Here is a 13,827-nt window from a genome sequence, read left to right on the forward strand (position 1 = left end):
CGGGAGGCCGGAGCCGTCCGGCTACGGGCGGTCGGCCGGGCCGGCGCCGGGCGGGGTGTCCACAGCGGCGCCGGGGCCGCTGATGGCGGCGGGCTCGGTGGCGGCGGTGAGGTCCTCCGGCGGAGCCTCGTCGATCACGCCGGTGGGCTTGGCCGGGTTGTCCTTGACGCAGAGCACGGGCTGGTCGAGTTCCTTGAGCAGCCCGTCCGAGACGGAGCCCATGACGAAGCGCCCGAAGGTGCCACGGCGCTTCATGCCGATCACCACCACGGAGGGCTGGACCTCGTCCGCCACGTCCTTGAGCTCGTCCAGCGTGGACCGGCCCCGGGCGTACTGGCGGAACTCCGCGGCGATCCCGGAGGCGTCGAGGACGGCCTGCAGCTGGTGCTGCTGCTCCTCCGTGACCATGTAGTCGTGTTGGTGCGCGCCGCCCGGTCCGGCGTTGACCACCAACAGCCCCTCATGGGTCAGCCGGGCGATGCGGATGGCCTCATCGAGTGCCGCCTTGGACTCTCTGCTGGCTGTGTAGCCGACGAGGATGGTCATGGGCGCTGGCTCCGGTCCTTCGGCTCGATCCGGCTGAAGCGCTCCAGCACGGCGTCCGGGCTGAACCGGGCCGCCGTCATGAGGGAACGGAACCGGCGGGAGGGGATGCACACGCTCCGGCCCTCGGCGGCGGCGGTCAGGCCCTCGCGGACCACGTCCTCGGCATCCATCCACGCCCACCTGGGCTTCTTGGTGGTGTCGATCCCGGCGCGGGTGTGGAACTCCGTGCGCACCGGTCCCGGGCACAGGGCGGTGACGGTGACGCCCTCCGGCTTGTACCGGGTGTTGGCCCAGCGGCTGAAGCTGATGGTCCAGGCCTTCGCGGCGCCGTAGCTGCCCTCGGGGAGGAGCCCGGCCACGGAGGAGACGTTGATGATGCGCCCGCCGCCGCGGGCCAGGAAGGACTGGATGGCGGCGTGCGAGAGCAGCATGGGGGCCTCGGTGAGTAGCCGGAGCATGGCCAGCTCGTCCTCGGCCTCACTCTCGTGGAACTCGGTGGACAGCCCGGAGCCGGCGTTGTTGACCAGCATGGTGATCGGCTGGTCCCGGGCCCGCAGCCGGGCGGCGACGACCTGGACGCCCTCGGCGGTGGACAGGTCCGCCGTGAGGGTCTCCACGCTGATGCCGTACTGCGCCTCGAGCCCCTGGGCCTTGGCCACCAGCTGGTGCGGGTTCCGGGAGGTGATGACGAGGTGGTGCCCCTGGCCCGCCAGCTGCCGGGCGAATTCGGCCCCGATCCCGGCGGTGGCCCCGGTGATCAGGATCGTCTGACCGGAGCGCCGGGGCGAGGGTGCCACGGGGATCTGCCCGTCGTGGTGGAGTGCGCGTTCATCGAGTTGTTCTGCCACGTGGTCCGCCTTGCTGCATGACTGCCGTTCGACTGCCGATAATGCTGAGGGGGAGGTGGTGGACCCTCCGCACTCCATGGTATTTGCACGGGCCGCCGCCGTACGTTACCGCGGCGGCGCGGGAGGTCACAGTCTGGACACTCTCGGGTCAGTCCTCCTCGGCCAGGTACGCCAGCTGTGCGCCGAGGGACATCAGGGCGGCCGGGCGCAGCCGCTCCTCGATCTCCGGGTAGACGGCGGGCAGCAGTCGCTGGGCCAGGTCGTCGGCGGAGGCGCGTTCCCGCTCGGCCGGGTCCAGCCCCGCGAGCCCCCCGCGGACCTGGTCCAGCCGCTGCCGCCGGTGCTCCCGGTACATCGCGCCGACCTGGGCGATCGAGGGCAGCACGGGGCCGTGGGCGGGCAGCACCGTGGCGTCGCCCAGGGCGATCAGCGTCTCGAGGGAGCGCAGGTAGTCCGCGAGGGTGCCGTCCGGATGGTCGATCACGGTGGTCCCCCGGCCCAGGACCGTGTCTCCGGTCAGCACGGACCCGGCTGCGCCGTCGTCGGGCAGGGCGAAGGAGTAGGAGTCCGAGGTGTGCCCGGGGGTGTGCCAGGCGGTGAGCACGACGCCGGCCGCCGGGATGCGCTCGCCGGGCACCAGGGGTGCCCCGCCGCGGCACCAGTCCGGGGAGCCGGCGCGCACCTGTGCGCCGGTTCGCTCGGCGAAGAGGTCCACGGCGCCGGTGTGGTCGCCATGGTGGTGCGTCACCAGGATCAGCTCGACGCGGCGGTCCTCGGCGGCCGCGAGCACGTTCGCCAGGTGCTGCTCGGAGCCCTCGGCCGGGCCGGGGTCCACCAGCACCACGGACTCCGCGTCCGGATCCCCCACCAGGTAGGTGTTGGTGCCCTCCAACGTCATGCCGGAGGGGTTGTCCGCCAGGACGGAGGAGGTCAGGTGGGAGTCCGCGCTGGGGGCGGAGGGTTCGGACGGTGAGGACGCGGGGTCGGTGAAGGCCATAGGCTCAGTGTATGGAGCAGAGCGAGAACGAACAGGGCAGCTACGTGACGGCCGGGCAGGAGTTCTCCCGGGACACGAACTACATCAAGGACCGGATCGTGGCGGATCCGGCGGCCGCGCTCGCGGCACCGCGGGTGGCCGGGGACAAGATCGGACGGGCCCGGGGCGGGTTGACCGAGGACGCCGAGGCGTGGCCGGTGGAGCCCGGGCGGTACCGTCTGGTGGCGGCGCGGGCCTGCCCCTGGGCCAACCGCACCATCATCGTCCGCCGGCTGCTGGGCCTGGAGGACGTCATCTCCCTGGGCACCCCGGGACCCACGCATGACGAGCGGTCCTGGACCTTCGACCTGGACGCCGGGGGCAGGGACCCGGTGCTGGGCACCGAGCGGCTCCAGGAGAACTACTTCACGCGCTTCCCGGACTACCCCCGCGGGATCACGGTGCCGGCGATGGTGGACATCCCCAGCGGCGCCGTGGTGACCAACGACTACCCGCAGATCACCCTGGACTTCTCCACCCAGTGGCGCCGGCACCACCGCCCTGGCGCCCCGGACCTGCTGCCCTCGGCGAAGCTCCCGGAGATGCGGGAGGTGGTCACCCGGATCTTCACCGAGGTCAACAACGGCGTGTACCGCTGCGGCTTCGCCGGCTCCCAGGAGGCCTACGACACCGCGTACGAGCGGCTGTGGGCGGCCATGGACTGGCTCGAGGAGCGCCTGACCTCTCAGCGGTACCTGATGGGGGACACCATCACCGAGGCGGACGTGCGGCTGTTCACCACGCTGGTGCGCTTCGACCCCGTCTACCACGGGCACTTCAAGTGCAACCGCAACAAGCTGGACGAGATGCCGGCGTTGTGGGGCTACGCCCGGGACCTGTTCCAGACCCCCGGCTTCGGGGACACCGTGGACTTCGAGCAGATCAAGAGCCACTACTACGAGGTCCACCTGGACATCAACCCCACCGGGATCGTGCCGCGGGGCCCCGAGCTGTCCGGGTGGCTCACCGAGCACGGCCGCGAGGCGCTCGGCGGCTCCCCCTTCGGCGCGGGCACGGCCCCCGGCCCGGTGCGCGAGGGCGAGCAGGTGACCCCCGGGCACAACCCCCTCTACCCGGCCTGACCCCCATCCGATCACCCCATCTCTAGGAGTATTGCCATGCGTGCAGTCGTATTCGAGAACTACCAGACCTTCCCCGTGCTCAAGGACGTCGAGAAACCGGTTCCCGGCCCCGGTGAGGTCCTGCTCAAGGTGGCCGGCGCGGGGGCCTGCCACTCCGACGTCGCGATCTTCCAGGACTTCACGGAGGGCGCCCCGGGCGCCCAGAAGCCGGAGTTCACCCTGGGGCACGAGAACTCGGGCTGGATCGAGGAGCTCGGCCCCGGCGTGGAGGGCCTGACCCAGGGGGACGCCTACCTCGTCTACGGGCCCGTCGGGTGCCAGCACTGCCGCGCCTGCTCCCGCGGCCAGGACACCTACTGCGAGAACGCCGCCACCATGCCCTACATGGGGGTCGGGCTCGGGCGGGATGGCGGCATGGCCGAATACGTGCGCGTGCCGGCCCGCAACCTGGTGCCCTTGGGTGACGCCGACCCGGTGGCCGCCGCCTCCCTGGCCGACGCCGGACTGACCCCGTACCACGCCATCAAGCTGGCCCTGCCGCACCTGAACGGCGGCGGCAAGTACGCCCTGGTCATCGGCCTGGGCGGGCTGGGCCTGCTCGGCGTGCAGATCCTCAAGGCCCTCACCGGGGCCACCGTGATCGCCACGGACATGAAGCCGGAGGCGATGGCCGAGGCCGAGAGGCTCGGCGCCGTCACGGTGCCCGGCGGCGAGGGGCAGGTCGAGCGGATCCGCGAGATCACCGGCGGCCAGGGCGTGGACGCGGCCTTCGACTTCGTGGGGGTGGCGCCCACCGTGAAGACGGCCATGGACTCCACGGCCCGCCAGGGCCGCTGCACCATCGTGGGGATCGCCGGAGGCTCCTACGACTGGTCCTTCTTCACCGCCCCCTACGAGGTGGAGCTGACCAGCACCTACTGGGGCACCATCGAGGAGCTGCACGAGGTGGTCGACCTGTACCGGGCCGGCCAGCTGGAGCCGATGTACACCACCTACCCCATGGACCGGGCCCTCGAGGCCTACCAGGCACTGGTGGACGGGAAGATCTCCGGCCGGGCCGTCGTCGTGCCCCACGCCTGACGGCTTTGCGCTGCACCACGGGAGTGGATTGTTGAACAATCGGCTCCCGTGGTGCATGCTGGGGTGACCACGGATGAGACGGAGGCCACCTCGAGTGAATGCAGTACACGGCACGGCCCGGATCGACCTGAACAGTGACGTCGGCGAGTCCTTCGGCTCGTACACGATGGGCGATGACGCCGCGATCTTCCGCTCGGTCTCCTCGGCCAACGTCGCCTGCGGCTTCCACGGCGGGGACCCCTCGATCATCGCCCGGACCTGCCGGGACGCCGTGGCCGCCGGCATCACAGTGGGCGCCCACGTGTCCTACCGCGACCTGGCCGGCTTCGGCCGCCGGTTCCTGGACTGCTCTCCCACCGAGCTGGCGGACGACGTGCTGTACCAGATCGGCGCCCTCGAGGCGGTGGCCCGCGCCTCTGGGACCGCCGTCCGCTACGTCAAGCCGCACGGCGCCCTCTACAACGCGATCGTCCACCACACCGAGCATGCCCGGGCCGTGGTGGACGCCGTCAAGGCGTTCAACCCGGAGCTGCCCCTGCTCCTGCTGCCCGGGTCCGTGGCTGCGGAGATCGCCGCGGGCAAGGGGCTGCGCGTGGTGACCGAGGCCTTCGCCGACCGCGCCTACACCCCCGAGGGCACCCTGGTCTCCCGCCGCGAGGCCGGGGCCGTGTTGCAGGACGAGCACGAGGTGGCGCGGCGCATGGTCCGGTTGGCCACCGAGGGGGTCCTGACCGCCGTGGACGGCACGGATCTCCGGGTGGAGGCCGCCAGCATCTGCGTCCACAGCGACACCCCCGGCGCGGTGGCCATGGCGGCCGCCGTCCGCGCCGGGCTGGAGGAGGCCGGCGTGCGGATCGGTGCGTTCGTATGAGCGGCGGCCGCCGGATCCGCTGGTCCGGCCCGCGCGCGTTCCTGGTGGAATGCGCCTCGCTGGGCGAGGTGGTGGCCCTGCACGCCCGGCTCGTGGCCGAGCCGCTGCCCGGCCAGGTGCAGGCCCTGGCCGCCGCGGAGACGGTGGCGCTGTCCTTCACGCACCGGGCCGCCGCCGTGGCCGGGGCCCAGGCGGTCCGGCACTGGGAGGTGGCCGAGGGCGACCTCGCAGAGGGGCGCCTCGTGGAGATCGAGGTGGTCTACGACGGCGAGGACCTCTCGGACGTGGGCGCCATGACCGGGCTGAGTCCCGAAGCCCTCGTCCGCTGGCACACCGAGACCTCGTGGGTCGGCGCCTTCGGTGGCTTCGCCCCGGGCTTCATCTACGCGGCCCCCGCGGACCCCGGCGTGGCGCGGGACATCGGGCGCCGGGCCAGCCCGCGCACCGCGGTCCCGGCCGGATCCGTGGCGATCGCCGGACGGTTCTCCGCCGTCTACCCGCGCACCTCCCCGGGCGGCTGGCAGCTGATCGGCCGCACCGGCGCCACCCTGTGGGATCTGGACCGTGAATCGCCAGCGCTCGTGACCCCCGGAGACCGGGTCCGCTACCGCGCCGTCCGCGAGCTCGTCTCGGTGCGGGCCGGCGGGGAGCCGGGACGTCAGGACGAGGGCACGACGCCGGCCGGGGCCACCCAGCCCGGGCGGGCCGGCGTGCCGGCTGACCCCGAGGCCACCGCCGACGATCCGACCGCGGCCACCCCCGGGCCCGCGCTGGACGTGGAACACCCCGGACTGCAGTCGCTGGTGCAGGACCTCGGCCGGGCCGGGCGCGGCGACCTCGGAGTCCCCGCGGCGGGGGCCGCCGATGCGAACTCGGCGCGGCAGGCCAACCGGATCGTGGGCAACGCCCCGGACGCGGCGGTCATCGAGACCCTGCTCGGCGGGCTGACCCTGCGCGCCAGGGGGCACCACGTGATCGCGCTCGCCGGGGCGGAGGGCACCGCCCGCATCACCTCGACCGCCGGCACCACCGCTGCCCGCACCGCCGCTGCCCGCAGCGCCGCGGCGGAGCCCGGGGCGCCCGCCGACCGCCCCGCGCCGGCCCGCACCCCCTTCGCCCTCTACGACGGTGAGGTCCTGACGATCGGCGAACCGGACGCCGGGCTGCGCACCTACGTGGCCGTGCGGGGCGGGCTGGAGGCCCCCGTGGAGCTCGGCAGCCGCTCCACGGACACCCTGTCCGGGCTCGGGCCCGCGCCGCTGGCCGCGGGCAGCCGGGTTCCGGTGCGCCGCGGATCCGGCGTGGGATCCGGCGCGGGGTCCGGCGTGGGATCCGAGGTGGGGCTCGGCGGAGGCGCCGTCGGACCGGCCGTCGGGAACCCCGAACCGCCGCTGCGGCCGATGCCGCGCCCGGGAGCCACCACCACGCTCCGCGTGAGCCCCGGGCCGCGGGACGACTGGTTCGGGGCCGCCGGTCTGGAGCGGCTGACCGGCCAGGACTGGCGGGTCGGCCACCAGTCGAACCGGATCGGGGTGCGGCTGGAGGTGTCCGATGAGTCCGCCGGCGCCCCGCTGGAGCGGATCCGGGACGGCGAGCTGGCCAGCGAGGGGGCCGTGGCCGGGGCGCTGCAGGTCCCGCCCTCCGGGCTGCCGGTGGTGTTCCTAGCGGACCACCCGGTCACCGGCGGCTATCCCGTGATCGGGGTCGTGGTGCCGCCGGACCTGACCCTCGCGGCGCAGCTGCCGCCCGGGGCGGTGGTCCGCTTCGAACTGACAGACCCGGACGGCCCGGACGGTCCGGAGATCATTGACGCCCCTGACGAGCCCCGGACCCGAGAGGACTGACCCGATGACCGAGCACCCGAATGAGAACGCATCCCGTCCGGCCGAGAGCCTGACGGACAGCCGGTCGGGCGGCGCGGACGGCAAGCAGCCGGCCCGGCCGCTGCGCAAGGTCCTGATCGCCAACCGGGGGGAGATCGCGGTGCGCGTGGCCCGCGCCTGCATCGACGCCCGGCTGGCCTCCGTGGCGGTCTACTCGGATCCGGACGCGGACGCGCTGCACGTGCGCCGCGCGGACGAGGCCTACGCCCTGGGCGGCAGCTCGGCCGCCGAGACGTACCTGGACATCGGCAAGCTGCTGGACGTGGCCCGGCGCTCCGGCGCGGACGCGGTCCACCCCGGCTACGGCTTCCTGTCCGAGAATGCGGACTTCGCCCAGGCCGTGCTCGAGGCCGGGCTGACCTGGATCGGGCCCTCGCCCGAGGCGATCCGCGCGCTCGGGGACAAGGTCTCCGCCCGGCGGATCGCCGTGGCCGCCGGGGCACCGCTGGTCCCCGGCACGGACGGGCCGGCCGAGGACGCCACCGCGGTGCGGGAGTTCGCCGAGGAACACGGCCTGCCGGTGGCCATCAAGGCCGCCTTCGGCGGGGGCGGACGGGGCATGAAGATCGTGCACCGGATGGAGGACATCGAGTCCGCGTTCGAATCGGCCGTGCGGGAGGCCGTGGCGGCGTTCGGACGCGGGGAGTGCTTCGTGGAGCGGTTCCTGGAGAGGCCCCGGCACGTGGAGGCGCAGGTGCTGGCGGACACCCACGGCACGGTGGTGGTGGTCGGCACGCGCGACTGCTCCCTGCAGCGGCGCAACCAGAAGCTCGTCGAGGAGGCCCCCGCGCCCTTCCTGACCTCCGAGCAGCGCGATCGCATCCACGCCTCCGCCCGGGCGATCTGCCGGGAGGCCGGGTACACCGGTGCCGGCACGGTCGAGTACCTGGTGGCCCCGGACGGGCTGATCTCCTTCCTCGAGGTGAACACGCGCCTGCAGGTGGAGCACCCCGTCACCGAGGAGACCACCGGGGTGGACCTGGTCCGGGAGCAGTTCCGCATCGCCGCGGGGGAGCGGCTCACCCTGACCGAGGACCCCGCCCCGCGCGGGCACGCTGTCGAGTTCCGGCTCAACGCGGAGGACCCAGCCCTGGGCTTCCTGCCCACCCCGGGGACCGTGGAGTCCTTCGAGGCCCCCACGGGCGCCGGGGTGCGCGTGGACACCGGGGTGCGCTCCGGCTTCACGGTGCCCGCCGAGTACGACTCCCTGTTGGCCAAGCTGATCGTCTGGGGGGAGGACCGGCAACAGGCGATCCGGCGGGCCCGCGTGGCCCTGGACGAGCTGTCCATCCGCGGCCTGCCGACCGTGGTCCCGTTCCACCGGGCCGTGCTGGACCACGCGGACTTCACCTCCCCGGACGGGCTCGGCGTCCACACGACCTGGATCGAGTCCGCCTTCGCCCCCGACCTGGAGGCCTCGCCCCACCTCGCGGCGGCCGCCCCGGGGGCCGAGCGCACCGAGCTGACGGTCACGGTGGACGGCCGGGCCGTCAGCCTCGGGCTGCCCGCCGAGCTGGTGCGCGCGCTGCGCAGCGGTGGCGGCGCGTCCGGCGCGGGGGACGGGGAGGGAACCGGGCCCGACGGCGGCGGCGCACCCGCCGCGGAAGGTGCCGGGGCCGGCGTCGTGCCCGCTCCGATGAACGGCACCGTGGTGAAGTGGCTCGTGCCGGACGGCGTCGAGGTGACCGCGGGGCAGGACCTCGTGGTGCTGGAGGCGATGAAGATGGAGACCGCGGTGCCCTCGCCGGCGGCGGGGGTCTTCTCCCGCGCCGGGCTCGAGGCCGGCGACCAGGTCACCCGCGGGCAGGAGCTGGGCACCCTTGGCTGAGGGCACCGAGGCCCAGGGCCCACCCGGCACCACGGCCGCGGCCCGCGCCCGTCCCGCCGCACACGCCCACACCGGCCCCTGGCTGGCCCAGGTCCTGCGGGAACGGATCTCGGCCGGCGAACTACCGCCGGGCACCAAGCTGGCCGAACAGGCGCTGGCCGAGCAGCTGGACGTCTCCCGGAACACCCTGCGGGAGGCCTTCGGCACGCTGAGCGCGGAGTCGATCGTGGAGCGGGTGCCCAACCGGGGGGTCTTCGTGGCCAAGCCGGAGGCGGAGGACGTCCGCGAGATCTACCGGGTCCGCCGCATGATCGAGCCGGCCGCCCTGCTCTGGGGCGAGCTGACGGAGCCGGCGCTGGCCGGGCTGGAGGAGATCGTGGGGCGCGCCGTCGCCGCGCTGGAGGCCGGGGACGTGCCCGGGATGGCGGACGCCAACCAGCAGCTCCACGGTGCGGTGGTCTCCCTGGCCGGCTCCCCGACCCTGTCCACCGTCATGGACCAGACGCTCGCGCGGATGCGCCTAGTGTTCAACCGGATGTCCGATGCCCCCGATTTCCACACGGCCTACGCCGAGCGGAACCGGGACCTCGTGGAGCTGCTGCGGGCCGGCCGGCGCGAGAAGGCGGCCACGGCGCTGCGCGCCTACCTGGACACAGCCGAGGGCGAGCTGCTGGACCACCTGCGGCGCTGGGGTCGCTGACGGTCGCGGCCCGGTGTCCGCAGCCTCAGGGCGTCACGGCACCAGGTAATCGGCGTCCCGGGCGTCGGTGATGAGCATATGTCCCGGGGCGTGCCCGATCGCCAGCGGGGGCCGGGACTCCATGACGGCGGCCTGCGGGGTCACGCCGCAGGCCCAGAACACGGGGAGGTGGCCGTCCGGGATCCGCACGGGGTCGCCGAAGTCCGGGGCGGAGAGGTCCGTGATCCCGAGCTCGCCGGGAGCCCCCACGTGCACCGGGGCCCCGTGGACGGCCGGGTAGCGCGAGGTGATGCGCACGGCGTCCGCGACCTGCGAGGCGGGGACCGGGCGCATCGAGACCACGAGCGGGCCGGCGATCTCCCCGGCCGGGGCGCACCGGATGGAGGTGCGGTACATGGGCACGTTGACGCCCTGCTCCTGGTGGGCCACCGGGACGCCGCCGGCCACCAGGGCGGCCTCGAAGGTGAAGGAGCAGCCCACGATGAACGTGACCAGGTCCTGGCGCCAGTGGCCCGTGATGTCCGTGGGCTCGGCCACCGGCACCCCGTCCTCGTAGACCACGTACTTCGGCACGTCCGTGCGGATGTCCCCGCCGGCGAGCAGGCCCGAGGTGACCTGGCCGGCGTCGAGCACGCCCAGCAGGGGCATCGGCTTGGGGTTGCGCTGGGCGAACAGCAGCAGGTCGAAGGCGTGGGACTTCGGGACGATGATCAGGTTCGCCTGTGCGAATCCCGCCGAGACGCCCGACGTCGGCCGCACCAGTCCAGCGCGGAAGCGCGCCCGGGCGTCGGCGGGGGACAGGGCCGCGAGGTCCGGCGGGGTCGTGTGCTGGGTCTCGTGCGGGGTCGGCATGCTGATCAGCCCCCCGTGATCAGGTCGATGGCGGGCGCGAAGGAGATGACGGCCAGGAACACGGTGACCAGCCACACGGCCACTCCGATCACGATGAGCCAGACCGGATAGTGGTACCCGTGGAGCAGGTCCCTGCGGCGGATGGCGACCCACAGCAGCACGGCGAAGCCGATGGGCAGGATCAGGCCGTTGAAGGCGCCGGCGAAGACCAGCAGGGTCTGCGGTGCCTGCCCCAGGAACATGTAGACCACCGCGCACACGGCGATGAACCCGACCGTGAGCAGGTTCCGGCGGCGGGGGCTGCCGTCCGTTCTCGTGATGAAGGAGACCGAGGTGTAGGAGGCGCCGATCACCGAGGTGACGGCGGCGGCCCAGAGGATGACGCCGAACATGCGCAGCCCGATCTCGCCGGCGGCGTGCTGGAAGGCCTCGGCGGCCTGGTTGTCACTGGTCAGGGCCACGCCGCCGGCCACCACGCCGAGGATGGCGAGGAAGAGCAGCACGCGCATGATGCCGGTGACGATGATGCCCAGGATGGAGGTCCCGGTGATCTCGCGGACGGCGTCCGGGCCGCGGACGCCCTAATCGATCATGCGGTGCGCGCCGGCGTAGGTGATGTAGCCGCCGACCGTCCCGCCCACCAGGGTGGTGATGACCAGGAAGTCCACCGTCTCCGGCATGACGGTGTTCTTCAGGGCCTCCCCGACCGGTGGGGCGGCCACGATGGCCACGTAGAGCATGAGCAGGATCATGACGGCGCCGAGCATCACCACGATCCGGTCCAGGGCCATGCCGGCCCTCTTGGACAGGAAGATGAGGATGGCGATGACGGCGGAGACCGCGCCGCCGATCTTGGGGTCCACGCCGAGCATGGCGTTGGCGCCCAGGCCGGTGCCGGCGATGTTGCCGATGTTGAAGATGGCCCCGCCCACGAACACGAGGGCCGAGAGCAGCCAGCCGATGCCGGGCAGGACCTTGTTGCCCAGCTCCTGGGCGCGCAGGCCCGAGACCCCGATGACCCGCCAGACGTTCAGCTGCACGGCGATGTCCACGAGGATCGAGACCAGGATGGCGAAGGCGAAGGCCGCCCCGAGCTGGACCGTGAACGTGGTGGTCTGCGTGATGAAGCCCGGGCCGATGGCGCTCGTGGCCATCAGGAACATGGCCCCCAGCAGGGCCGTCCGGTGCGCGCTCCTCGGCCGTCTGGTCCGCCGCGTCCGTGGGGACGTAGCGTCCTGGGTCTGTGCTGGCTCCTGCATGGGTTCCTCGCGGGGAAGACGTGACGGGCATCACTGGACGGGTCTCGGGGAACACTACCGGTTGTTGAACAATCCGCGCAAGAGATTGTTCAACAATGATGGCGGCGCGGTGGGTGGGGTGGCAGGGGTGCCTTGAAGAGGTCCCGCGGTGGGGTCCACACTGGGCGCATGGCCACGAAGAAGCAATCCCAGGAATCCGACGCACCCCAGATCAAGGATGAGGAGATGTACGAGGCCCTCCGCGAGGACGGTGCCAGCAAGGAGAAGGCCGCGCGCATCTCCAACGCCGCCAACCGGGACGGCCGCTCCGAGGTGGGCGAGCGCGGCGGGGAGTCCGGGTCCTATGAGGACTGGACGGTCGAGGAACTCAAGGACCGTGCCAGGGAGTTGGACCTCGAGGGCTACTCGGACCTGAAGAAGGACGAGCTGATCAAGAAGCTGCGCAACCACTAGCCCGCGGCAGTCGCCGCGCGGCGGAGACAGAAGCAGAGATCGAGAAGGAGAATCGTCATGGCCACCTGTGATGTCTGTGGCAACGAGTATGACAAGCCGATCACCGTGTCCCAGGGTGAGCGCACCGGCGTCTTCGACAGCTTCGAGTGCGCCGCGCACGCCATGGCGCCGGAGTGCAGCCACTGCGGGTGCCGGATCCTGGGCCACGGGGTCGAGGTCGGCACCTCGATGTACTGTTGCGCGAACTGTGCCCGCATGGCCGGCGAACCCGAGGTGACCGACCGCGCCTAGGCCCTGCGCCGCAGGGCAGACCGCGCCGCACGTCAGGCGCTCTTGCGGCGGGTGCCAGTCTTCTTGGGCGCGTTCTTCGGAGAGGTGGACTTCTTCGAGGCGGTCTTCTGGGACGCGTTATTCGTTGGAGCAGATTTCTTCGAGGCGGTCTTCTTCTTCTGGGACCCGCCCGTTGTGGACGCGCCCTTGGCCGACCCGGTCTTCTTCGAGCCCGCGGTGGAACCGGAGGATGATCCCCGGCCCGTCGTCTTGCGGCCGCCCCGCTTCTTGTCCAGCGAGGCCTTGAGCGCCTGCATCAGGTCGATCACCTCGGCGTCCTCGCCCTCCCCGTCGGCGTCCTCCGGAGCCTTGCCGAAGGTCGCCTCGGTGTCCAGCGCCTCACCCTGCTCGAGCTTGGCGTCGATCAGCTGACGCAGCTCCACCTGATAGGAGTCCTCGAAGTCCTCCGGCGTGAAGTCGGAAGCGAACTGGTCCACCAGGGCCGCCGCCAGCTTCTTCTCCTTGGCGCCGATCTTCGCCCGGGACCGGGTGGCGGGGAAGTCCACCTCGCGGACCTCGTCCGCCCACCGGATGGCCTGCAGCACCAGGACGGCGTCCTGGACCCGCAGCACCCCCAGGCGGGTCTTCTGGCGCAGCGCGAAGGTCACCACGGCCGTGCGCTCGGTGTCCTGGAGCGCCTGCCGCAGCAGCAGGTAGGACTTCGGGGACTTGCCCTGCGGCTCCAGGAAGTAGCTCTTGCCGAGGGTGAGGGGATCGATCTGGTCCGAGGGGACGAACTGGACCACCTCGATCTCATCGTTCTGCGTCTCCGGCAGGGCCTCGAAGTCCTCGTCCGTGAGCACCACCGTCTGCTCGCCGTCCTCGTAGGCCTTGTCGATGTGCTCGTAGTCGACCTTCTTGCCGCACACCTCGCAGCGGCGCTGGTAGCGGATCCGCCCGCCGTCGGCGTCGTGAACCTGATGCAGGGACACGTCATGCCGCTTCGTCGCGGAATACGCCTTGACAGGGACGTTCACCAGGCCAAAGGTGATAGATCCAGACCATACGGCTCGCATGACGGTCAGCCTAGGCCGTCTGGGCCTGTTCCGGGAGGGTTAA

The 13,827-nt window shown here is 72.4% G+C and carries 13 protein-coding genes and 1 pseudogene; 8 read left to right on the forward strand and 6 right to left on the reverse strand.

Annotated elements, in window-relative coordinates; translation table 11 throughout:
- Positions 1-21 precede the first annotated feature (21 nt).
- From AB0K08_RS02555 to AB0K08_RS02565, 3 genes are all read right to left on the reverse strand, one after another.
- Positions 22-546 (reverse strand): universal stress protein, encoded by a 525-nt coding sequence (locus AB0K08_RS02555; protein WP_363351337.1) that lies wholly within the window; start codon positions 544-546, stop codon positions 22-24.
- Positions 543-1,394, reverse strand: coding sequence for an SDR family oxidoreductase (locus AB0K08_RS02560; RefSeq protein ID WP_363351339.1), 852 nt, complete (start codon positions 1,392-1,394; stop codon positions 543-545). The genes AB0K08_RS02555 and AB0K08_RS02560 overlap by 4 nt, the downstream gene beginning before the upstream one ends.
- Before the next feature lie 148 nt (positions 1,395-1,542).
- Positions 1,543-2,391 (reverse strand): MBL fold metallo-hydrolase, encoded by an 849-nt coding sequence (locus tag AB0K08_RS02565; protein WP_363351341.1) that lies wholly within the window; start codon positions 2,389-2,391, stop codon positions 1,543-1,545.
- An 11-nt stretch (positions 2,392-2,402) separates the two neighbouring features.
- On the opposite strand from AB0K08_RS02565, the gene AB0K08_RS02570 reads away from it, so the two are divergent.
- The 6 genes from AB0K08_RS02570 to AB0K08_RS02595 all read left to right on the forward strand — a co-directional run bounded on the left by AB0K08_RS02570 (position 2,403) and on the right by AB0K08_RS02595 (position 9,874).
- Complete coding sequence (locus tag AB0K08_RS02570; RefSeq protein ID WP_363351343.1) at positions 2,403-3,512, forward strand: glutathione S-transferase C-terminal domain-containing protein; 1,110 nt, start codon at positions 2,403-2,405, stop codon at positions 3,510-3,512.
- 36 nt (positions 3,513-3,548) lie between these two features.
- Positions 3,549-4,592, forward strand: coding sequence for an NAD(P)-dependent alcohol dehydrogenase (locus tag AB0K08_RS02575; RefSeq protein ID WP_363351345.1), 1,044 nt, complete (start codon positions 3,549-3,551; stop codon positions 4,590-4,592).
- 94 nt (positions 4,593-4,686) lie between these two features.
- Complete coding sequence (locus AB0K08_RS02580) at positions 4,687-5,463, forward strand: 5-oxoprolinase subunit PxpA (protein WP_363351347.1); 777 nt, start codon at positions 4,687-4,689, stop codon at positions 5,461-5,463.
- Positions 5,460-7,307: a carboxyltransferase domain-containing protein gene (locus tag AB0K08_RS02585; protein ID WP_363351349.1), complete on the forward strand. Its 1,848-nt coding sequence runs from the start codon at positions 5,460-5,462 to the stop codon at positions 7,305-7,307. Before AB0K08_RS02580 ends, AB0K08_RS02585 begins: the two co-directional genes overlap by 4 nt.
- A 100-nt stretch (positions 7,308-7,407) precedes the next feature.
- Positions 7,408-9,174, forward strand: a complete 1,767-nt coding sequence (locus tag AB0K08_RS02590) for a biotin carboxylase N-terminal domain-containing protein (protein ID WP_363351850.1) — start codon at positions 7,408-7,410, stop codon at positions 9,172-9,174.
- Positions 9,167-9,874, forward strand: a complete 708-nt coding sequence (locus AB0K08_RS02595) for a GntR family transcriptional regulator (protein ID WP_363351351.1) — start codon at positions 9,167-9,169, stop codon at positions 9,872-9,874. Before AB0K08_RS02590 ends, AB0K08_RS02595 begins: the two co-directional genes overlap by 8 nt.
- Positions 9,875-9,907: 33 nt before the next feature.
- Here the strand turns inward: AB0K08_RS02595 and AB0K08_RS02600 are convergent, their stop codons facing one another.
- Both AB0K08_RS02600 and AB0K08_RS02605 read right to left on the reverse strand, forming a co-directional pair.
- On the reverse strand, positions 9,908-10,726 hold the full coding sequence (locus AB0K08_RS02600; RefSeq protein WP_363351353.1) for a putative hydro-lyase: 819 nt from the start codon (positions 10,724-10,726) through the stop codon (positions 9,908-9,910).
- 5 nt (positions 10,727-10,731) lie between these two features.
- Positions 10,732-11,901 (reverse strand): annotated as a pseudogene (locus AB0K08_RS02605) (NRAMP family divalent metal transporter).
- Positions 11,902-12,153: 252 nt separating this feature from the next.
- Here AB0K08_RS02605 and AB0K08_RS02610 point away from each other — a divergent pair.
- Both AB0K08_RS02610 and AB0K08_RS02615 read left to right on the forward strand, forming a co-directional pair.
- Positions 12,154-12,438 (forward strand): Rho termination factor N-terminal domain-containing protein, encoded by a 285-nt coding sequence (locus tag AB0K08_RS02610; RefSeq protein ID WP_363351355.1) that lies wholly within the window; start codon positions 12,154-12,156, stop codon positions 12,436-12,438.
- A gap of 57 nt (positions 12,439-12,495) precedes the next feature.
- Entirely contained in the window at positions 12,496-12,729 is a 234-nt protein-coding gene (locus AB0K08_RS02615; RefSeq protein ID WP_363351357.1) for a hypothetical protein, read from the forward strand.
- A gap of 32 nt (positions 12,730-12,761) precedes the next feature.
- Here AB0K08_RS02615 and AB0K08_RS02620 read toward each other — a convergent pair whose 3' ends face one another.
- Complete coding sequence (locus AB0K08_RS02620; protein ID WP_363351359.1) at positions 12,762-13,784, reverse strand: Ku protein; 1,023 nt, start codon at positions 13,782-13,784, stop codon at positions 12,762-12,764.
- Between the last annotated feature and the right edge of the window lie 43 nt (positions 13,785-13,827).

The sequence above is a fragment of the Citricoccus sp. NPDC055426 genome (assembly GCF_040677445.1).
Lineage (GTDB): Bacteria > Actinomycetota > Actinomycetes > Actinomycetales > Micrococcaceae > Citricoccus.

Coding starts and splice junctions, on each gene's coding strand:
- AB0K08_RS02615 (WP_363351357.1), top strand. CDS start 12,496: ATGGCCACCTGTGATGTCTGTGGCAACGAGTATGACAAGCCGATCACC.
- AB0K08_RS02585 (WP_363351349.1), top strand. CDS start 5,460: ATGAGCGGCGGCCGCCGGATCCGCTGGTCCGGCCCGCGCGCGTTCCTG.
- AB0K08_RS02610 (WP_363351355.1), top strand. CDS start 12,154: ATGGCCACGAAGAAGCAATCCCAGGAATCCGACGCACCCCAGATCAAG.
- AB0K08_RS02565 (WP_363351341.1), bottom strand. CDS start 2,391: ATGGCCTTCACCGACCCCGCGTCCTCACCGTCCGAACCCTCCGCCCCC.
- AB0K08_RS02575 (WP_363351345.1), top strand. CDS start 3,549: ATGCGTGCAGTCGTATTCGAGAACTACCAGACCTTCCCCGTGCTCAAG.
- AB0K08_RS02555 (WP_363351337.1), bottom strand. CDS start 546: ATGACCATCCTCGTCGGCTACACAGCCAGCAGAGAGTCCAAGGCGGCA.
- AB0K08_RS02570 (WP_363351343.1), top strand. CDS start 2,403: ATGGAGCAGAGCGAGAACGAACAGGGCAGCTACGTGACGGCCGGGCAG.
- AB0K08_RS02620 (WP_363351359.1), bottom strand. CDS start 13,784: ATGCGAGCCGTATGGTCTGGATCTATCACCTTTGGCCTGGTGAACGTC.
- AB0K08_RS02600 (WP_363351353.1), bottom strand. CDS start 10,726: ATGCCGACCCCGCACGAGACCCAGCACACGACCCCGCCGGACCTCGCG.